The organism is Pseudomonas sp. 8O, assembly GCF_902506495.1.
Lineage (GTDB): Bacteria > Pseudomonadota > Gammaproteobacteria > Pseudomonadales > Pseudomonadaceae > Aquipseudomonas > Aquipseudomonas chaetocerotis.
Window position 1 is genome coordinate 432,957 of sequence record NZ_LR733263.1, and the last position, 19,173, is coordinate 452,129.

The following is a 19,173-nucleotide window of genomic DNA, read 5'->3' on the forward strand; positions in this document are numbered from 1 at the left end:
GTGCTATCACCACACAGAGCCAAGGAGTTTTTTCATGCCGGCATCCTCCGCCTGGCCGGCGCGACTTGCGCTGGCGTTCCTGTTACTGGTGCTGAGCGGCGCCAGCGTCCTGCTTTGGCGTCAGATCGAAGCCGTGCAGCAGCAGCGCGTCGATGAACGCATCGGCTACCAGGCACGCAGCCTGGCACGTCAGCTGGAGAGCACGCTGCACCTGGAAGTGGCCAGCCTCGAACGCATCGCTCGCTTGTGGAACAGCCTGGGCCGCCTGCCGCGCGCCAGCTGGGACGAGGAGGTAGAGCGCGCAATACGCGGCTTTCCCGTCTATCAATCAATCCAGTGGGTTGGCGATGATCTGCGCATGCGCTGGCTGCTACCGGTAGCCGGCAACGAAGCGGCGCTGAATTTTCGCCTGCACCCTGAGCACCCCAACTACCCGCTGGCGATGGAAGCTCGCGAGAGCGGCGAGCAGCGCTTTTCCAACAGCTTCGACCTGGTCCAGGGTGGACGCGGCTTCGTCCTCTACACACCGCTGTACCGCGAACAGGACGGCAGCAAGGTGTTCGACGGTTTCCTCCAGGGCGTTTTTCGCGTCGAAATGCTGATGCTGCAGTTGCTCACCCAGATCGATCGCGAAGCCTTCAACCTCGAGCTGCTGGAGAACAGTCATAGCTTGTTCCGTCATGGTGCAGCGGACACCGATGCGCGGCACAGCCTGCAACTGGGCCTGAGTCTGCTCAACAATCAGGACTTCAGTCTGCGCCTGAGCCCTACCGAACAATTGCTCGATCAACTCGAGTCGCCCCTGCCCGGCGTGGTACTCGGCGCCAGCCTGGCGATCAGCCTGCTACTGGTGGCCGCCCTGGCCCTGGCGCTGGAAAACAGCCGCCGTGCCCATGCCCTGCAACTGGCCAACCGCCGCTTCAAGCTGGAGGCCGAACGCCGCGAAGAGACCGAGCAGCGCCTGCGCGAAAACCGCGAACGCCTGCAGCTGGTGCTCGACCTGACCGACTCCAGCCATGACGGTCTGTTCATCTTCGATAGCAGCACCCGCGAACTGCTGCACATGAATCAGGCCACCTACGCCACGCTCGGCTATCGCCCGGAACAGTTCGCCGAGCTGCTGCGCGATGATCCGGAAAAACTCCTGCCAGGCTTCCATCGCTGGCTGGAGCAGGCGCGCCAGGCGCAGCGCGACAATCTCTCGCGGATATTCCAGCGCGAGCTGATCCGCCGCGACGGCAGTCGCCAGCCTGCCGAGATCAACACCCAGTTGGTGCAGTTGCATGACCGCGAATACCTGATCGCCGTTTCCCGCGACAATAGCGAGCGCCTGCAACTGGAAGCGCAACTGCAACGCCTGTCGCAGCTCGACGGTCTTACCGGGCTGTACAACCGCCGCTACTTCGATCAGCAACTGCTGGCCGAATGGCGCCGCCTGCGCCGTCTCGGCGCGCCCCTGGCGCTACTGATGCTCGATATCGACCACTTCAAGGCCTACAACGATGCGCTCGGCCATCTCGCTGGCGACGACGCGCTGCGTAAAGTCAGTGCAGCCCTGCGCGAAAGCCAGCAACGCGAAGGCGACACGGCCTGTCGCTATGGCGGCGAGGAATTCGCCATCATTCTCGCCAACACCAACCTGGAGGGTGCCGAACAGGTCGCCGCACGCATCCATGCGGCCATCGCCGGCCTGGATATCCATCACCCCGCCAGCCCATTCGGTCGGCTGACCCTGAGCATCGGCCTCACGGTGGCCGACCCGGTGAGGGACGAACAACCAGGCGAACTGCTCGCCCAGGGTGATCAGGCGCTGTATCGTGCCAAGCATGAGGGTCGCAACCGAACCTGCCTATGGCAGCCCCCCGCGCTTGACCTGCATCAAGCCCCCTGAGGCGCATCTGGCAGACAATGGAAATGTCGTGAAAGCCTCCAGCTATGGGGCGCTACAGGGAAGCTGAGATGACCAACGCAAAACGCCGCCTGCCCTATTTGATCGCCGTCGGCGTCGCCGTCCTGGCCGCCGTGGCCTGGTGGCAGCTGCGCCCGACAGGCCTGGGCGAGGGGTTCGCCAGCGGTAACGGGCGCATCGAAGCCACCGAAGTGGATGTGGCGACCAAACTCGCCGGGCGCGTCGCCAGCATCGAAGTCGACGAAGGTGACTTCGTCGAGCCCGGCCAGATTCTCGCCCGCATGGACACCCAGGTACTCGAAGCCCAGCTGGCCCAGGCCCGCGCCCAGTTGCGCCAGGCAGAGAATGGCCAGATCACCGCCGCCAGCCAGATCAGCCTGCGCCAAAGCGAAAAACTTGCCGCCGAGGCCGTGGTGCACCAACGCCAGGCTGAGCTGGATGCCGCGCGCAAACGTCACGCACGCAGCGCCACGCTGGTCAAGCGCAACGCCCTGCCTCAGCAGACTCTGGATGACGATCTGGCCCGCCTGCAGAGTGCCGAGGCCGCGCTGGCCGCCGCCCGCGCTCAGGTCAGCTCGGCCGAGGCCGGCATAGCTGCAGCCCAGTCGCAGGCCATCGAAGCGCAATCGGCGACCGAAGCGGCCCGCGCCAGCGTCGAGAGGCTGCAGGTGGACATCGACGACAGCCAGCTCAAGGCTCCACGCGCCGGCCGCGTGCAATACCGCGTCACTCAACCCGGCGAAGTGCTGGGTGCCGGCGGCAAGCTGCTCAACCTGGTGGATCTGACCGACGTCTACATGACCTTCTTCCTGCCCGAGCGCCAGGCCGGCCGCGTCGCGTTGGGCAGCGAGGTGCGCCTGGTGATCGACGCCGCGCCGCAATACGTGATCCCGGCCAAGGTCAGTTATGTCGCCAGCGTCGCCCAGTTCACGCCGAAAACCGTGGAAACCGCCAGCGAGCGCGAGAAACTGATGTTCCGGGTCAAGGCGCGCATCGACCCCGAGCTGCTGAGCAAGCACCTGCAACAGGTCAAGACCGGCGTACCGGGCATGGCCTACCTGCGCCTCGATCCTGACGCCGAGTGGCCCGCGCATCTGGCGATCAAGGTTCCGCAATGAACACGCCGGTCGCACGCCTGAGCGGCGTCGGCCTGCGCTATGGCCAGACCCACGCCCTGCAGCAGATCGACCTGGCCCTGCCAGCCCGTCGCATGGTCGGCCTGATCGGCCCGGACGGCGTCGGCAAGTCCAGCCTGCTGGCGCTGATCGCCGGGGCGCGCAAGCTCCAGGAAGGCAACGTCGAGGTGCTCGGTGGCGACATGGCCGATGCCAGCCACCGCCGCCGCGTCTGCCCGCATATCGCCTATATGCCACAGGGCCTCGGCAAGAACCTCTATCCGACGCTCTCGGTGTTCGAGAACCTGGATTTCTTCGGCCGTCTGTTCGGCCAGGACGCTGCCGAGCGCGAACGGCGCATCGACGACCTGCTGCGCAGCACCGGCATGGCCGCCTTCCGCGAGCGTCCGGCCGGCAAGCTGTCCGGCGGCATGAAGCAGAAGCTCGGGCTGTGTTGCGCGCTGATCCATGACCCGGATCTGCTGATCCTCGACGAGCCAACCACCGGCGTCGACCCGCTATCGCGCAACCAGTTCTGGGAGCTGATCGCGCGCATCCGTGAACAGCGCCCGCAGATGAGCGTATTGGTGGCCACCGCCTACATGGAGGAAGCCGAGCGCTTCGACCACCTGGTGGCGATGGACGCGGGCCACATACTCGCCGAAGGCAGCCCGGCCGAATTGCGCGCCCAAACCGAAAGCGCCAGCCTGGAGCAGGCCTTTATCGCCCTGCTGCCCGAGGAACGCCGGCGCGGCCATCAGCAGGTGGTCATTGCGTCCCTGCAAGACAGCAACGAAATCGCCATCGAAGCCAAGGGCCTGACCATGCGCTTCGGTGATTTCGTCGCCGTCGATTCGGTGTCGTTTCGGATCCGCCGTGGTGAGATTTTCGGCTTCCTCGGCTCCAACGGCTGCGGCAAGAGCACCACCATGAAGATGCTCACCGGCCTGCTGCCGGCCAGCGAAGGCGAGGCGCTGCTGTTCGGCCAGGCGGTCGATCCGCGCGACATGGCCACGCGCAAGCGGGTCGGCTACATGTCCCAGGCATTCTCCCTGTACGGCGAGCTGACGGTGCGGCAGAACCTGGTGCTGCACGCCCAGCTGTTCCATGTACCGACCGACGAGATCGAGCCGCGCGTGGCGCACATGGCGGCACGCTTCGACCTCGGCGAAGTCATGGACATGCTCCCCGAGCGATTGCCACTGGGCATCCGCCAGCGCCTGTCGCTGGCCGTGGCGGTGATCCACAAGCCGGAGATCCTGATCCTCGACGAGCCCACCTCGGGCGTCGATCCGGTCGCCCGCGACGGCTTCTGGCAACTGATGCTCGACCTCTCGCGCCAAGACGGCGTGACCATCTTCATCTCTACCCACTTCATGAACGAAGCGCAGCGCTGCGACCGCATCTCGCTGATGCACGCCGGCAAGGTGCTCGACAGCGATACCCCGCAGGGCCTGATGGCCAAACGCGGGCTGGACAGTCTGGAAGCCACCTTCATCGCCTACCTACAGGAAGCGGTTGGCGAGCAGCCGGTGAACACGGCACCGCCGCTGGAGCAGGCACCACCGCCACAGCGTCAACGTTTCAGCCTGCGCCGCCTGCTCAGCTATGCCCGCCGCGAAGCACTGGAGCTGCGCCGCGACCCGATTCGCGGCGGCATGGCCCTGCTGGGTACAGTACTGCTGCTGTTCATCATCGGCTATGGCATCAGCCTGGACGTGGAGGACCTGACCTTCGCCGTGCTGGATCGCGACCAGACCACCACCAGCCAGCAATACCACCTCAACCTGTCCGGCTCCCGCTACTTCCTGGAGAAGGCGCCGCTCTCCGACTACGCCGAGCTGGAACGGCGCTTGCGGGACGGCGATATCAGCCTGGCGGTAGAAATTCCGCCGCACTTCGGCCGCGACCTCAAGCGCGGCGCCAGCCCACAGATCGGCATGTGGATCGACGGCGCCATGCCAACCCGCGCCGAAACCATCAAGGGCTACGTCACCGGCCTGCACCAGCACTACCTGAGTGAGCTGGCGCGCAGCTCGTCACAACCGCAGGCAGCCAACGCCGCCGAGCTGGAGGTGCGCTATCGCTACAACCCGGACGTGGAAAGCCTCGAGGCCATGGTGCCGGCGGTGATACCGCTGCTGCTGATGCTGATTCCGGCGATGCTCACCGCGCTTGGCGTGGTCCGCGAGAAGGAACTGGGCTCGATCATCAACCTCTACGTCACCCCAGTTACCCGCCTGGAATTCCTGCTCGGCAAGCAGCTGCCCTATATCGCCCTGGGCCTGTTCAACTTCGTCCTGCTGGTGCTGCTGGCGGTCACCGTGTTCGACGTGCCGCTCAAGGGCAATCCGCTGACCCTGCTGGCCGGCGCCCTGCTCTACCTGGCCTGTTCCACCGGCCTCGGCCTGCTCATGTCGACCTTCACCAAGAGCCAGATCGCCGCCGTATTCGGCACCGCCATCGTCACCTTGCTACCAGCTATTCAGTTTTCCGGGTTGATCTACCCGGTGGCCTCGCTGGAGGGCGCAGGCGCGGTGATTGGGCAGCTCTACCCGACCTCGCAATTTCTGGTGATCAGCCGCGGCATCTTCTCCAAGGCGCTGGAGCTGCAGGACCTGGCCAGCTACTTCTTCGCCCTGATGCTGACCATCCCGCTGCTGACCCTGCTCAGCGCCAGCCTGCTGCGCAAACAGGAGGTCTGATGGAACGCCTGGCCAATATCCTGTACCTCGGCATCAAGGAGCTGCGCAGCCTGCAGCACGACCTGGCGCTGGTGCTGCTGATCCTCTGGGCCTTCAGCATGGGCGTCTACTCGGCCGCCACCAGCATGCCGGAGAGCCTGCACAACGCCGCCATCGCCGTGGTCGACGAAGACCAGTCGCAGCTCTCCGAGCGACTGATTCAGGCCTTCCAGGAACCCTATTTCCGTACCCCGGAGCGTATCGACCTGAGCGAGATGGATCGCGGCATGGATTCAGGGCGCTACACCTTCACCCTGAACATTCCGCCGAACTTCCAACGCGACGTGCTCGCCGGCCGCAACCCGGCAATCCAGCTCAACGTCGATGCCACCCAGGTGAGCATGGCCTTCACCGGTGCCGGCTACATCCAGAACATCGGCGCCAGCGAAGTTGCCGAGTTCGTCCGCCGCTACCGTGGCGAGCTGCAGCAGCCGGCCGAGCTGGCGCTGCGCATACAGTTCAACCCGAATCTGACGCGTGCCTGGTTCGGCTCGGTGATGGAGGTGATCAACCAGATCACCATGCTGTCGATCATCCTCACTGGCGCGGCGCTGATTCGTGAGCGCGAGCACGGCACCGTGGAGCATCTACTGGTGATGCCGGTGACGCCGCTGGAGATCATGCTGGCCAAGGTCTGGTCGATGGGGCTGGTGGTACTGACGGCGGCGACGCTGTCGCTGCTGCTGGTGGTGCAAGGCTGGCTGCAGGTGCCGATAGAGGGCTCCATCGCGCTGTTCCTGGTCGGCGCGGCGCTGCATCTGTTCGCCACCACCTCGATGGGCATCTTCTTCGGCACCGTGGCGCGCTCGATGCCGCAGCTGGGCCCGCTGATCATCCTGGTGCTGCTGCCATTGCAGATCCTCTCCGGTGGCACCACGCCACGCGAGAGCATGCCGGAGCTGGTGCAGCAGATCATGCTGGCGGCGCCGACCACTCACTTCGTCGCGCTGGCCCAGGCGATTCTCTATCGCGGCGCAGGGTTCGCGATCGTCTGGCCTTACATGCTGGCCATCGCCGCCATCGGCACGCTGTTCTTCGTCGCGGCGCTGACGCGCTTTCGCAAGACCCTGGCGCAGATGGCCTGAACAAACTGTAGGGGCGGCTTCAACCGCGAATCACTTTGGCCTTCACCGCCGAAGCAGCGCCCGAACGCCAAGGGGATTCGCCGTTACTGGATGATCAGATTGTTGAACAGCAGGTCTTCGACGATGGGCTTGCCCTCTTCGCTGTTGATAGCATCCTGCACCCTCTTCAACGCTTCCAGGCGCAGATTCTCACGGCCATCGGGAGCGTTGATGATCTCGCTGGTCTGGGCCGAGAACAGCATCACCATCTGATGACGGATCAGCGGCTCATGCTGCTTGAGCTTCTCCTCGGCCTCGGTGCCGGTCACCCGCAAGGACACATCGGCCTTGAAAAACTTCAGACGATTGCCCTGATCCGCCAGGTTGCCGATCAGGGCCGGGAACAGGTTGTGATAAATCGTCGTCGGCGCCTCTTCCTTCTCTTCCGAAGAGGCCAGGGCAGGCAGGCAGATCGACAGGCTCAGCAGCAGGGCGGTCAACAGTTTCACGTTCGGCACTCCATCGGGGATGTGCCTAGCATAGCCATCCACAGGCCAGCACCCAAGCCCGGCGCTTATGCCGACCTATCAGGCATCGGCATGCTCGTTGACCCTCGGCGGGCGCTTTCTACACTGCAAGGCACCCCGCAAGAGGAATGACCTTGATGAAAGCCCTGCTGTGCAAAGCCTTCGGCCCCGCCGACACCCTGGTACTGGAAGACCTGCCAAGCCCCGAACCGAAAAAGAACGAGGTGCTGATCGAGGTGCAGGCTGCCGGGGTCAACTTCCCCGACACGCTGATCATCGAAGGCAAATACCAGTTCAAACCGCCCTTCCCCTTCGCCCCGGGCGGCGAGGTAGCCGGCGTGGTCAAGGCCGTTGGCGAGAAGGTCAGCCACCTGCGCGTCGGTGACCGGGTCATGGCGCTGACCGGCTGGGGCGGCTTCGCCGAAGAAGTCGCCGTACCGGCCTACAACGTGCTGCCGGTGCCCAAGAGCATGGACCTGACCACCGCAGCCGCCTTCGGCATGACCTACGGCACCTCGATGCACGCCCTCAAGCAGCGCGCCAACCTGCAACCGGGCGAAACCCTGCTGGTGCTCGGCGCCTCCGGCGGCGTCGGCCTGGCGGCGGTGGAAATCGGCAAGGCCATGGGCGCCAAGGTCATCGCTGCGGCGAGCAGCGCCGAGAAACTGGAAGTGGCGCGCAAAGCCGGCGCCGACGAGCTGATCAACTACAGCGAGCAGAGCCTGAAGGACGAAGTGAAGAAACTCACCGGCGGCCAGGGCGTGGACGTGATCTACGACCCGGTGGGCGGCGCACTGTTCGAGGAAGCCTTCCGCAGCATCGGCTGGAACGGCCGCTTCCTGGTAGTGGGTTTCGCCGCCGGCGGTGGCATCCCGGCCCTGCCGGCCAACCTGCCTTTGCTCAAGGGCGCTTCGCTGGTCGGCGTATTCTGGGGTTCATTCGCTCAGCGCCAACCGCAGGACAACGCCGACAACTTCCAGCAGCTGTTCGCCTGGCATGCCGAAGGCAAACTCAAGCCGCTGGTCTCGCAGACCTTCCCACTGGAGCGCGGCGGCGAAGCGATCGATGCCCTTGGCCAGCGCAAAGCCGTCGGCAAGGTGGTGGTGGAAGTCCGGTAGGGTGCGCCGCGCACCGAAGCTATTCGCAATGACGTAAACAGGGCCGCCCTCGGGGCGGCCTTTTCACTCAACCTCGTGGCGCGTAGGCGAACACGTCGGCGCGCATCTGGTGCGCGTCCATCCCCGCTTCGACCAGCGCATCGAGCGTGGCGTAGACCATCGCCGGTGAACCGCTGGCGTAGACGTGCAAGGCCTTGAGATCCGGGAAGTCCTCGCGCACCGCTTCGTGCAGCAGACCGCAACGACCCTGCCAGCCGCACTGGTCGCTGACTACCTGGTGCAGGAACAGATTGTCCAGCTGTTGCCACTGCGCCCAATGTGGCAGTTCGTAGAAATCCTCGGGCCGACGCGCGCCCCAGTACAGGTGCACCGGATGGGTGAAACCCGCCGCGCGGCAATGCTCGATCAGGCTGTGCATCTGGCCCATGCCGGTGCCAGCAGCGATCAGCACCAGCGGGCCATCGGGCAGGTCGGCGAGGTGGGTATCACCGTAGGGCATCTGCACGCGAGCCATGCCGGTGCTGCGCAGATGTTCCAGCAGGGCAATGCTGCTGTCTTCGCGGGCGAGGATGTGCAGCTCCAACTCACGCCCGGCGTGCGGCGCCGAAGCCAGGGAGAACGCCGCCATCTCGCCATCCGGGCGCTGTAGCAGCAGGTACTGCCCGGCGTGATAACGCGGCGCCTTGCCGGCTGGCGTACGCAAGCGCACACGGAACACGTCGCCACCCACTTCCTGGCACTCGATCACCTGGCAGCTCAGTTCGCGCACGGGCAACTCACCCGGTGCCAGCACGCCGTCCCAGTGCAGCACGCAGTCTTCCAGCGCTTCGGCCAGGCAGGTGAAGAACTCACCATGATCCAGCTCGGCGTCGTTCTGCCTGACCCGACCCTCAACCAGCAGCGCGGCGCAGATATGGCAGTTGCCGTTGCGGCAGCTCTGCGGGCAGTCGTAGCCCAGGCGACGGGCACCATCGAGGATGCGCTCACCCGGCTGCAGCGCGAGAGTGATACCGGAAGGTTGCAGGGTGACGTTCATCAATCGATTCCCAGCTCGCTCCAGAGCGCGTCGACGCGCGCCACTACGGCAGGGTCCTTCTCGATGGCACGGCCCCACTCGCGAGTGGTCTCACCCGGCCACTTGTGGGTGGCGTCCAGCCCCATCTTCGAGCCCAGGCCGGAGATCGGCGAGGCGAAGTCGAGATAGTCGATCGGTGTGTTGTCGATCATCACCGTGTCGCGCTTGGGGTCCATGCGCGTGGTAATCGCCCAGATCACGTCATTCCAGTCCCGTGCGTTGATATCGTCGTCGGTGACGATAACGAACTTGGTGTACATGAACTGTCGCAGGAACGACCAGACACCGAGCATTACGCGCTTGGCGTGGCCCGGGTACTGCTTCTTCATGGTCACCACCGCCATGCGGTAGGAACAGCCTTCCGGCGGCAGGTAGAAGTCGGTGATCTCGGGGAACTGCTTTTGCAGGATCGGCACGAACACCTCGTTCAGCGCCACGCCGAGGATCGCCGGCTCATCTGGCGGCCGGCCGGTGTAGGTGCTGTGATAGATCGGATCGCGGCGACGGGTGATGCGCTCGACGGTGAACACCGGGAAGGTGTCGACCTCGTTGTAGTAGCCGGTGTGATCGCCATAGGGGCCTTCCGGCGCGGTCTCGCCCGGATGGATAACGCCTTCTAGCACGATCTCGGCACTGGCCGGCACCTGCAGCTCGCTGCCACGCGCCTTGATCAGCTCGGTGCGATGGCCGCGCAAGAGGCCGGCGAAGGCGTATTCGGAGAGGGTATCGGGCACTGGCGTCACGGCGCCGAGAATGGTCGCCGGATCGGCACCCAGTGCGACACAAACCGGGTAAGGCTTGTCCGGGTGCTTCTGGCACCACTCACGGTAATCCAGCGCGCCGCCACGGTGGCTGAGCCAGCGCATGATCACCTTGTTGCGGCCGATCACCTGCTGGCGATAGATACCGAGGTTCTGGCGTTCCTTGTTCGGGCCCTTGGTGATGGTCAGGCCCCAAGTGATCAGCGGTGCCACGTCACCCGGCCAGCAGTGCTGGATCGGCAGTTTGCCCAGGTCGACGTCGTCGCCCTCCTCGATCACTTCATGGCACGGCGCATCCTTGACCACCTTGGGCGCCATGGAAATGACCTTCTTGAAGATCGGCAGCTTGCTCCAGGCATCCTTGAGGCCCTTGGGCGGCTCGGGCTCCTTGAGAAAGGCCAGCAGCTTGCCGATCTCGCGCAGTTCGGACACCTCTTCGGCGCCCATGCCCAGCGCCACGCGCTTGGGCGTGCCGAACAGGTTGCCAAGCACCGGCACGTCGAAGCCGGTGGGCTTTTCGAACAGCAGCGCCGGGCCGCCCTTGCGCAGGGTGCGGTCGCAGATTTCGGTCATTTCCAGAACGGGCGATACCGGCGTCTGGATGCGCTTGAGTTCGCCGCGTTTTTCCAGTTCACGGATGAAGTCGCGCAGGTCGCGATACTGCATGCAGGAGCCTCGTGTCGGACAGGCAAGAGTCGGCCGCAAAGTTTAGCGCCGAAGTCGGGCTTTCAGAAGCGCCCATGAAAGTAACGGACAGCAAAAGGCCGGGTTTCCCCGGCCTTTTGGCAAGACGTGATGTCTTACTTGCGCTTCATCGACAGGAAGAACTCATCGTTGGTCTTGGTCGCTTTCAGCTTGTCGATGAGGAACTCGATGGCCGCAATCTCATCCATCGGGTGCAGCAGTTTGCGCAGAATCCACATGCGCGACAGCTCTTCTTCACCGGTCAGCAGTTCTTCGCGGCGGGTGCCGGACTTGTTGATGTTGATCGCCGGGAACACGCGCTTCTCGGAAACACGGCGATCGAGGATCAGCTCCATGTTGCCGGTGCCCTTGAATTCCTCGTAGATCACTTCGTCCATCTTCGAGCCGGTTTCCACCAGCGCGGTGGCGATGATGGTCAGCGAGCCGCCTTCTTCGATGTTACGCGCGGCACCGAAGAAGCGCTTGGGCTTCTCCAGGGCGTGGGCGTCGACACCACCGGTGAGTACCTTGCCGGAGCTCGGGATCACGGTGTTGTAGGCACGCGCCAGACGGGTGATGGAGTCGAGCAGGATGACCACATCCTTCTTGTGCTCGACCAGGCGCTTGGCCTTCTCGATCACCATTTCGGCAACCTGGACGTGACGGGTCGGCGGCTCGTCGAAGGTCGAGGCAACCACTTCGCCGCGCACGGTGCGCTGCATTTCGGTCACTTCTTCCGGGCGCTCGTCGATCAGCAGAACGATCAGGTGGCACTCGGGGTTGTTGCGGGTGATGTTCGAGGCGATGTTCTGCAGCATGATGGTCTTGCCCGCTTTCGGCGGGGCGACGATCAGGCCGCGCTGGCCCTTGCCAATCGGCGCGCAGAGGTCGATCACACGGCCGGTGATGTCCTCGGTGGAGCCGTTACCGGCTTCCATGGTCAGGCGCTTGTTGGGGAACAGCGGCGTCAGGTTCTCGAACAGGATCTTGTTCTTGGCGTTTTCCGGACGGTCGAAGTTGATGCTGTCGACCTTGAGCAGGGCGAAGTAACGCTCGCCTTCCTTCGGCGGACGGATCTTGCCGACGATGGTGTCACCGGTACGCAGGTTGAAACGGCGGATCTGGCTGGGCGAGACGTAGATATCGTCCGGGCCGGCCAGGTAGGAGGAGTCAGCGCTACGCAGGAAGCCGAAACCGTCCTGGAGGATCTCCAGCACGCCGTCACCGGAAATTTCCTCGCCGCTTTTGGCATGCTTTTTCAGCAGGGCGAAGATGATGTCCTGCTTGCGCGAACGAGCCATGTTTTCCAGGCCCATCTGTTCGGCCATGTCCAGCAGTTCGGCAATCGGCTTTTGCTTGAGTTCGGTCAGATTCATAGGAATGACGTGATCATCGAGAGGAGAAGAAAGCTGTTAGCTTGAGAGGCCGCGCCGCAGAGAAGGCGACAGGATCGCGAACGAGTTCGTATAGGAATGAATCGGCGACGGCGTGCAGAGAGCTGCATGGAGGATGCAGCGGGGTCGAATTTAACACCGTGAAAAAACAGCGTCTAGCCCCGAAAACGAAAAACCCCGCAAATTGCGGGGCCTTCACCAGGCAACGTAGGGTGGATGACGCTTTTCTCATCCACCACTTGCGATGCCATGGTGGATCGATGAAGCGTGATCCACCCTACTGCTTACGACTCAGATGTTGCTGTCGAGAAACGCCGCCAGCTGCGACTTGGACAGCGCGCCGACCTTGGTTGCTTCGACGTTGCCGTTCTTGAACAGCATCAGGGTCGGGATACCACGCACGCCGTACTTCGGCGGGGTTTCCTGGTTCTCGTCGATGTTCAGTTTGCAGATCTTCAGCTTGCCCTGGTATTCCTTGGCGATCTCGTCGAGCACCGGTGCAATCATCTTGCACGGGCCGCACCACTCAGCCCAATAGTCGACCAGAACCGGACCTTCAGCCTGGATGACGTCCTGGTCGAAGCTGGCGTCGCTGACGTTGGTGATGAATTCGCTCATGAGGAGTCTCCGTGATTCGGAAGCAAAAAAGTGGCGCCATCATAGCCCGGCTTGAGTGACACCGAAAGGCACTGACGATTGAGCCTTTCAATAGCGCTGCATGTACGCCTCAATCGCCCAACGTGGTGAAGGCAATGCCGGTGCGCAGCGCGGCGGCGCGGATGTGCTGCTGCATGGCCTTTTGCGCCGGGCCAGCGGCATGCCGCGCCAGGGCCTTGAGGATCTTGCGGTGCTCCTGCCAGGTCTCCATCGCTCGCTCCGGACGGATGAACGGCAGCTTCTGGCTCTCCAGAAAGATATCGGCGCTGGAGGTGACCAGGGCAAACATCGCCTGGTTGCCACTGGCGGCGAGGATGCGCTGGTGGAACTCGAAATCCAGCCGCGTCGCCTGCTCGAAGTCGCCCGCGCGCAACTCACGGCGCATCTGCTCGACGTTGTCTTCGAGGATATCCAGCTCCCCGGCGGTCATCACGCCAGCCGCCAGGCCACAGGCAAAGCCCTCCAGCGCGAAACGCAGCTGGAAGGTATCGGCCGCCGACACCTGCGCGGCGAAAGGCCAGACAAATCCACCGGATGCCTTGACCCTGCTTGCCTCCTGAACGAACACACCCTTACCGGCCTGCACACTGACCAGGCCCAACGCGCTGAGCGACGACAGCGCCTCACGCAAGGATGCCCTGCTGACGCCCAGGCGTTCGGCCAGATCGCGCTGCGACGGCAGCGCATCGCCGGGGCGATAACCTTCTTCCTCGATCAGGCGGCGGATTGCCTGCAGGGCGTATTCGGGTACCGCGCGGGGAGCAGAAGCATTCATGACTGTTCGGGCCGGTCAGTCCAGTGAAGTCGCCTTTGTACGGCCAGAACACCGTTCCAGGCAAGCGACGCCCCTTTGTGGAACAGCCCATCGCGCGGACGCACCGAGATGGCTCAGGAATACTTCTGACCAACTGGTCAGTTACGCCAACTGTTCAGACCAGTAAGACCTTGTTTCCACTCGTCTGGAACGATGAAAGCCCTTATTTCATTGAACTTGGCACAGCCGATGCACTGCACGAGCCAGGCAAAACGCTTCAGTTTTCGTTCATTCATCGGGAGTTCGACATGCGCAAATTTCACCGCACCCTGCTGGGTACCCTGTTCGCCGCCCTGGCCTTCGGCGCCAGCACCGCTCACGCCGATGCACTCGAGGACATCAGCAAGGCTGGCGTGCTTAAAGTCGCCGTGCCGCAGGATTTTCCGCCGTTCGGCTCGGTCGGCCCGGACATGAAACCGCGCGGCCTGGATATCGACACCGCGCAACTGCTGGCCGACAAGCTGGCGGTGAAGCTGGAACTGACCCCGGTCAACAGCACCAACCGTATCCCCTTCCTCACCACCGGCAAGGTCGATCTGGTGATCTCCAGCCTCGGCAAGAACCCAGAGCGTGAAGCAGTGATCGACTTCTCCGCCGCCTATGCACCCTTCTACCTCGGCGTGTTCGGCCCGGAAGACGCCGCCATCGCCAGCCTCGACGACCTGGCCGGCAAGACCATCAGCGTCACCCGGGGCTCCATCGAGGACATCGAACTGAGCAACGTCGCCCCGAAAGGCGCCACCATCAAACGCTTCGAGGACAACAACTCGACCATCGCCGCCTACCTCTCCGGCCAGGTGGAACTGATCGCCAGCGGCAACGTGGTGATGGTGGCCATCTCCGAGCGCAACCCCAAGCGCGTGCCGAGCATGAAGCTCAAGCTCAAGGATTCGCCGGTGTACGTCGGCGTGAACAAGAACCAGAGCACGCTGCTGGACAAGGTCAACACCATCATCACTGCCGCCAAGGCCGATGGCAGCCTCGATGCGCTCAGCCAGAAGTGGCTGAAGCAGCCGCTGCCGGCCGGCCTCTGAGCCCGGAGAGCTGAGCCATGGCGTACCAGTTCGACTTCGCCGCCGTCCTGCAGCACAGCGATCTGCTGCTGCAGGGCGCGGCCTTCACCCTCGGCCTGACGGCGATCGGCACCCTACTGGGGGTCGGTCTCGGCATCGTCGGGGCGATACTGCGCGCCTGGCGCATCCGCCCGTTCGACCGGATTTTCGGCGTCTACGTGGAACTGATCCGCAACACGCCATTCATCGTCCAGCTGTTCTTCATCTTCTTCGGCCTGCCCTCGCTCGGCGTACGCCTGAGCGAGTGGGAGGCCGCCATTCTGGCGATGGTGATCAACCTCGGTGCCTACTCCACGGAGATCATCCGCGCCGGTATCCAGGCCATCCCGCATGGCCAGCTCGAAGCCGCCGGCGCACTGGCCATGAGCCGCTTCGAGACGTTCCGTCATGTGGTGCTGCGCCCGGCGCTGGGCAAGGTGTGGCCGGCGCTGTCGAGCCAGATCATCATCGTCATGCTGGGCTCGGCGGTGTGCTCGCAGATTTCCACCGAGGAGCTGTCGTTCGCCGCCAACTTCATCCAGTCGCGTAACTTCCGCGCCTTCGAAACCTACCTGCTGACCACCGCGCTGTACCTGCTCATGGCCATCCTGATTCGCCAACTGCTGGCCTGGTTCGGCCGCCGCTTCATCATGGGAGAGCGCTGATGGACTTCACCCTCTGGGACATCCTGCGCAACCTGCTCACCGGCCTGCAATGGACACTGCTGCTGTCGCTGGTGGCCTTCGTCTGCGGCGGTATCGCCGGCCTGCTGGTACTGCTGGCCCGGCTGTCGCCGCTTTCTGCACCGCGCATCCTTGCCCGTGGTTACATCGAACTGTTCCAGGGCACGCCGCTGCTGATGCAGTTGTTCCTGGTGTTCTTCGGTATCGCCCTGCTCGGCATCGACGTGTCGCCCTGGCTGGCGGCAGCCACCGCACTGACGCTGTTCACCAGCGCTTTTCTCGCCGAGATCTGGCGCGGCTGCGTCGAGTCGATCACCCGCGGCCAATGGGAGGCCGCCGAAAGCCTGGCCATGAGCCGCCTGGAAACACTGCGCCATGTGGTGCTGCCGCAGGCCCTGCGTATCGCCGTGGCACCCACCGTCGGCTTCTCGGTACAGGTGGTCAAGGGCACTGCGGTGACTTCGATCATCGGTTTCACCGAGCTGACCAAGACCGGCAGCATGCTGGCCAACGCCACCTTCGAGCCCTTCATGGTCTACGGCTTCGTCGCCCTCGGTTACTTCCTGCTTTGCTACCCGCTCTCGCTCGCTGCATACCGCCTGGAAAGGAGGCTGAATGTCACTGCTTAACGTCACCGCCCTGCACAAGTATTACGGCGACAACCACGTGCTCAAGGGCATCGACCTCAAGGTCGAAGAAGGCGAAGTGGTCGCCATCATCGGCCGCAGCGGCTCGGGCAAGAGCACCTTCCTGCGCACGCTCAATGGCCTGGAGTCGATCAACGACGGCGTGATCGAAGTCGATGGCGAGTACATCGACGCCGCCCGCGCCGACCTGCGCAGCCTGCGGCAGAAGGTCGGCATGGTGTTCCAGCAGTTCAACCTGTTCCCCCATCTGACCGTCGGCGAGAACGTCATGCTGGCACCGCAGGTGGTGAAGAAGACCTCGCGCGCTGAAGCCGAGAAGATCGCCCGGCAGATGCTCGAACGCGTCGGCCTGGCGGAGAAGTTCGACGCCTACCCCGAACGCCTGTCCGGCGGCCAGCAGCAACGGGTAGCCATAGCCCGGGCCCTGGCCATGTCGCCCAAGGTGCTGCTGTGTGACGAGATAACCTCGGCGCTCGACCCCGAGTTGGTCAACGAGGTGCTGGCGGTGGTCAAGCAACTGGCCAGCGAGGGCATGACCCTGATCATGGTCACCCACGAGATGCGCTTTGCCCGCGAAGTGGGTAACAAGCTGGTGTTCATGCATCACGGCAAGGTGCACGAGATCGGGGACCCGAAAGCCCTGTTCGCCGCCCCGCAGACCGAAGAGCTGCGCAACTTCATCGGCTCGGTGAACCTGTGAACGCGCCAGCGCCCCTGGCGCTGCGCATCGAGCCGCTGACCCGCGCAGCCTTCGCGCCTTTCGGTGACGTGATCGAAACAGCCGGCGCCAAAGCCTTCCCGATCAACGCCGGCACCACCACGCGCTACCACGACCTGGCGGAGGTGGAGCTGGCCGGCGAATCACCAAGAACCCTGGTGAATATCTTCGAGGGCAAGGCCTGGCACGCGCCCATCGCCATCCGCATGCTCGAACGCCACCCGCTGGGCAGCCAGGCCTTTTATCCGGTGGACGGCGGGCGCATGCTGATCGTCGTCGCCCCGCCCGGCGAGCTGGACGAGTCGCAGATCCGCGCCTTCGTCAGCGCGCCAGACCAGGGTGTGAACTACGCCCGCGGCACCTGGCATCACCCACTGCTTTGTCTGCAGCACCCCGGCCGATTCATCGTGGTGGACCGCGGCGGCGAGGGTCACAACTGCGACGAGCAGGTGTTGAAACAGCCACTGAGCGTGCTGAACCTGCAGCAATCACAGGTCTAGACCAGTTTCATGCGACATCCGTATGCGTTGGCTCATGCGCTCAGTCGTGGCACGATGGCGCGGAAATCGAACGAGATGCCGTAATCATGCCCAAAGCCCCTGCCGAAAGTTTCCCCCTGATCGCTGCCATCGACCTGGGTTCGAACAGCTTTCATATGGTGCTGGCCAAGGCCGACAATCACGAAATTCGCATCCTCGAGCGCCTCGGCGACAAGGTGCAGCTGGCCGCCGGCCTGGACGACGAGCGTCAGCTGAGCGAGGAAGCGATGCAGCGCGGGCTCGACTGCCTGCGCCGCTTCGCCCAGTTCACCACCACGCTGCCGGAAGGCGCCGTCCGTATCGTCGGCACCAACGCCCTGCGTGAAGCGCGCAACCGCGCCGTATTCATTCGCCGCGCCGAGGAAATTCTCAACCATCAGGTCGAGGTAATTTCCGGCCGCGAGGAAGCACGCCTGATTTACCTGGGCGTCTCCCACAGCATTGCCGACACCCCCGGCAAACGCCTGGTCGCCGACATCGGCGGCGGCAGCACCGAGTTCATCATCGGCCAGCGCTTCGAGCCGCTGCTGCGCGAGAGCCTGCAGATGGGCTGCGTGAGCTTCACCCAGCGTTACTTCAAGGACGGCAAGATCACCCCGGCGCGCTACGCCCAGGCCTACACCGCCGCTCGTCTGGAACTGATGGGTATCGAACAGGGCCTGCGCCGCCTCGGCTGGGAAGATGCCGTCGGTGCATCCGGCACCATCAAGGCAATCGGCCTGACGACCAAGGCTGCGGGTCTGAGCAATGGCGAAATCACCGTCGAAGGGCTGGCCTGGCTCAAGCGCAAACTGTTCAAGCTCGGCGAGGTGGACAAGATCGACCTCGACGGCATCAAGCCGGACCGCCGTGGCATCTTCCCCGCCGGCCTGGCGATTCTCGAAGCCATCTTCGACGCCTGCGAGATTCAGCGCATGAGCCACTCCGAAGGCGCCTTGCGCGAAGGCGTGCTGTATGACCTGCTCGGCCGCCACCAGCACGAGGACGTGCGCGAACGCACGCTGGCGGCTTTCATGGAGCGCTACCACGTTGATGTCGACCAGGCCGCCCGGGTCGAGGCCAAGGCACTGTCGGCGCTGGACAAGGTGTCCGCCGATTGGGGCCTGACCGACGACTGGCATCGCGAACTGCTGAGTTGGGGTGCCAAGGTGCATGAAGTGGGCCTGGACATCGCCCACTACCAGTACCACAAGCACGGCGCCTACCTGATCGAGCACTCGGACCTGGCCGGCTTCTCCCGTCAGGACCAGCAGATGCTCGCCTTGCTGGTACGCGGCCACCGTCGCAACATTCCCAGGGACAAGTTCGCCGACTTCGGCGAGGAAGGCGTGAAGCTGATGCGCCTGTGCGTGCTGCTGCGCTTCGCCATCCTCTTCCACCATATTCGCGGCACGCAGAGCATGCCCGAGGTGCAGTTCAAGGTTGGAGAGAACAGCCTGGAAATCGTCTTTCCGGAAGGCTGGCTGGCCGCCAACCCGCTGACCCTGGCGGACTTCGAAGCTGAAGCTGAATGGCTCAAGCGTATCGATCTGACGTTGAGCGTGCGCTGATACCCCGGTGCGCATGGCGCACCCTACGGGTGGCAGCCTGTAGCCCGGATGCAATCCGGGGGCTCGAAAACCGAAATAACCGTTGTTCTATGAGGTCGACAGCACGCTCTCCCGTGGCCTGA

The 19,173-nt window shown here is 63.9% G+C and carries 17 protein-coding genes; 11 read left to right on the forward strand and 6 right to left on the reverse strand.

Annotated elements, in window-relative coordinates:
- Positions 1-34: 34 nt before the first annotated feature.
- Genes GV002_RS01915 through GV002_RS01930 form a run of 4 tightly spaced genes read left to right on the forward strand, consistent with a single transcriptional unit; the run spans position 35 to position 6,853 of the window.
- Positions 35-1,891: a diguanylate cyclase gene (locus GV002_RS01915; RefSeq protein WP_160016809.1), complete on the forward strand. Its 1,857-nt coding sequence runs from the start codon at positions 35-37 to the stop codon at positions 1,889-1,891.
- A 44-nt stretch (positions 1,892-1,935) separates the two neighbouring features.
- Positions 1,936-3,027, forward strand: coding sequence for an HlyD family efflux transporter periplasmic adaptor subunit (locus tag GV002_RS01920; RefSeq protein WP_160016810.1), 1,092 nt, complete (start codon positions 1,936-1,938; stop codon positions 3,025-3,027).
- Positions 3,024-5,729: a ribosome-associated ATPase/putative transporter RbbA gene (gene rbbA / locus GV002_RS01925; RefSeq protein WP_160016811.1), complete on the forward strand. Its 2,706-nt coding sequence runs from the start codon at positions 3,024-3,026 to the stop codon at positions 5,727-5,729. The genes GV002_RS01920 and rbbA overlap by 4 nt, the downstream gene beginning before the upstream one ends.
- Positions 5,729-6,853 carry an ABC transporter permease gene (locus tag GV002_RS01930; RefSeq protein WP_160016812.1) on the forward strand — a complete coding sequence of 375 codons (1,125 nt, stop codon included), beginning with the start codon at positions 5,729-5,731 and terminating at the stop codon, positions 6,851-6,853. Before rbbA ends, GV002_RS01930 begins: the two co-directional genes overlap by 1 nt.
- Positions 6,854-6,936: 83 nt before the next feature.
- Here GV002_RS01930 and GV002_RS01935 read toward each other — a convergent pair whose 3' ends face one another.
- Positions 6,937-7,341, reverse strand: a complete 405-nt coding sequence (locus tag GV002_RS01935) for a flagellar basal body-associated FliL family protein (RefSeq protein ID WP_160016813.1) — start codon at positions 7,339-7,341, stop codon at positions 6,937-6,939.
- A gap of 155 nt (positions 7,342-7,496) precedes the next feature.
- Here GV002_RS01935 and GV002_RS01940 point away from each other — a divergent pair, with 155 nt between their 5' ends.
- The gene (locus tag GV002_RS01940) at positions 7,497-8,477 is read left to right on the forward strand and encodes an NADPH:quinone oxidoreductase family protein (protein ID WP_160016814.1); all 981 of its coding nucleotides are present in this window, start codon (positions 7,497-7,499) and stop codon (positions 8,475-8,477) included.
- A 67-nt stretch (positions 8,478-8,544) separates the two neighbouring features.
- Here the strand turns inward: GV002_RS01940 and GV002_RS01945 are convergent, their stop codons facing one another.
- The 5 genes from GV002_RS01945 to GV002_RS01965 form a co-directional block, all read right to left on the reverse strand.
- A complete protein-coding gene (locus tag GV002_RS01945; RefSeq protein WP_160016815.1) occupies positions 8,545-9,513 on the reverse strand; it encodes a CDP-6-deoxy-delta-3,4-glucoseen reductase in 969 nt (322 codons plus the stop codon).
- Positions 9,513-10,979 carry a 4-hydroxy-3-polyprenylbenzoate decarboxylase gene (gene ubiD / locus GV002_RS01950; protein ID WP_160016816.1) on the reverse strand — a complete coding sequence of 489 codons (1,467 nt, stop codon included), beginning with the start codon at positions 10,977-10,979 and terminating at the stop codon, positions 9,513-9,515. The genes GV002_RS01945 and ubiD overlap by 1 nt, the downstream gene beginning before the upstream one ends.
- 134 nt (positions 10,980-11,113) lie before the next feature.
- Complete coding sequence (gene rho, locus GV002_RS01955) at positions 11,114-12,373, reverse strand: transcription termination factor Rho (protein WP_003458629.1); 1,260 nt, start codon at positions 12,371-12,373, stop codon at positions 11,114-11,116.
- A 309-nt stretch (positions 12,374-12,682) separates the two neighbouring features.
- Positions 12,683-13,009: a thioredoxin TrxA gene (gene trxA, locus GV002_RS01960; protein ID WP_003458627.1), complete on the reverse strand. Its 327-nt coding sequence runs from the start codon at positions 13,007-13,009 to the stop codon at positions 12,683-12,685.
- A 109-nt stretch (positions 13,010-13,118) separates the two neighbouring features.
- Complete coding sequence (locus tag GV002_RS01965; RefSeq protein WP_160016817.1) at positions 13,119-13,823, reverse strand: FadR/GntR family transcriptional regulator; 705 nt, start codon at positions 13,821-13,823, stop codon at positions 13,119-13,121.
- A 287-nt stretch (positions 13,824-14,110) separates the two neighbouring features.
- Between GV002_RS01965 and GV002_RS01970 the strand changes: the two genes are divergently transcribed.
- From GV002_RS01970 to ppx, 6 genes are all read left to right on the forward strand, one after another.
- Complete coding sequence (locus tag GV002_RS01970; RefSeq protein ID WP_160016818.1) at positions 14,111-14,896, forward strand: transporter substrate-binding domain-containing protein; 786 nt, start codon at positions 14,111-14,113, stop codon at positions 14,894-14,896.
- 17 nt (positions 14,897-14,913) lie between these two features.
- Positions 14,914-15,579 (forward strand): amino acid ABC transporter permease, encoded by a 666-nt coding sequence (locus GV002_RS01975; RefSeq protein WP_160016819.1) that lies wholly within the window; start codon positions 14,914-14,916, stop codon positions 15,577-15,579.
- The gene (locus tag GV002_RS01980; RefSeq protein ID WP_178094578.1) at positions 15,576-16,226 is read left to right on the forward strand and encodes an amino acid ABC transporter permease; all 651 of its coding nucleotides are present in this window, start codon (positions 15,576-15,578) and stop codon (positions 16,224-16,226) included. Before GV002_RS01975 ends, GV002_RS01980 begins: the two co-directional genes overlap by 4 nt.
- A complete protein-coding gene (locus GV002_RS01985) occupies positions 16,213-16,944 on the forward strand; it encodes an amino acid ABC transporter ATP-binding protein (protein WP_160016821.1) in 732 nt (243 codons plus the stop codon). Before GV002_RS01980 ends, GV002_RS01985 begins: the two co-directional genes overlap by 14 nt.
- Positions 16,941-17,462, forward strand: coding sequence for an ureidoglycolate lyase (locus GV002_RS01990; RefSeq protein ID WP_160016822.1), 522 nt, complete (start codon positions 16,941-16,943; stop codon positions 17,460-17,462). Before GV002_RS01985 ends, GV002_RS01990 begins: the two co-directional genes overlap by 4 nt.
- A gap of 86 nt (positions 17,463-17,548) precedes the next feature.
- Positions 17,549-19,051, forward strand: coding sequence for an exopolyphosphatase (gene ppx / locus GV002_RS01995; protein ID WP_178094550.1), 1,503 nt, complete (start codon positions 17,549-17,551; stop codon positions 19,049-19,051).
- The last annotated feature ends 122 nt before the right edge of the window (positions 19,052-19,173 follow it).

Excerpts from the sequence above, each read along its gene's own strand:
- GV002_RS01915 (WP_160016809.1), top strand. The coding sequence starts at position 35 with ATGCCGGCATCCTCCGCCTGGCCGGCGCGACTTGCGCTGGCGTTCCTG.
- GV002_RS01920 (WP_160016810.1), top strand. The coding sequence starts at position 1,936 with ATGGGGCGCTACAGGGAAGCTGAGATGACCAACGCAAAACGCCGCCTG.
- rbbA (WP_160016811.1), top strand. The coding sequence starts at position 3,024 with ATGAACACGCCGGTCGCACGCCTGAGCGGCGTCGGCCTGCGCTATGGC.
- GV002_RS01930 (WP_160016812.1), top strand. The coding sequence starts at position 5,729 with ATGGAACGCCTGGCCAATATCCTGTACCTCGGCATCAAGGAGCTGCGC.
- GV002_RS01940 (WP_160016814.1), top strand. The coding sequence starts at position 7,497 with ATGAAAGCCCTGCTGTGCAAAGCCTTCGGCCCCGCCGACACCCTGGTA.
- GV002_RS01945 (WP_160016815.1), bottom strand. The coding sequence starts at position 9,513 with ATGAACGTCACCCTGCAACCTTCCGGTATCACTCTCGCGCTGCAGCCG.
- ubiD (WP_160016816.1), bottom strand. The coding sequence starts at position 10,979 with ATGCAGTATCGCGACCTGCGCGACTTCATCCGTGAACTGGAAAAACGC.
- rho (WP_003458629.1), bottom strand. The coding sequence starts at position 12,373 with ATGAATCTGACCGAACTCAAGCAAAAGCCGATTGCCGAACTGCTGGAC.
- trxA (WP_003458627.1), bottom strand. The coding sequence starts at position 13,009 with ATGAGCGAATTCATCACCAACGTCAGCGACGCCAGCTTCGACCAGGAC.
- GV002_RS01965 (WP_160016817.1), bottom strand. The coding sequence starts at position 13,823 with ATGAATGCTTCTGCTCCCCGCGCGGTACCCGAATACGCCCTGCAGGCA.
- GV002_RS01970 (WP_160016818.1), top strand. The coding sequence starts at position 14,111 with ATGCGCAAATTTCACCGCACCCTGCTGGGTACCCTGTTCGCCGCCCTG.
- GV002_RS01975 (WP_160016819.1), top strand. The coding sequence starts at position 14,914 with ATGGCGTACCAGTTCGACTTCGCCGCCGTCCTGCAGCACAGCGATCTG.
- GV002_RS01985 (WP_160016821.1), top strand. The coding sequence starts at position 16,213 with ATGTCACTGCTTAACGTCACCGCCCTGCACAAGTATTACGGCGACAAC.
- ppx (WP_178094550.1), top strand. The coding sequence starts at position 17,549 with ATGCCCAAAGCCCCTGCCGAAAGTTTCCCCCTGATCGCTGCCATCGAC.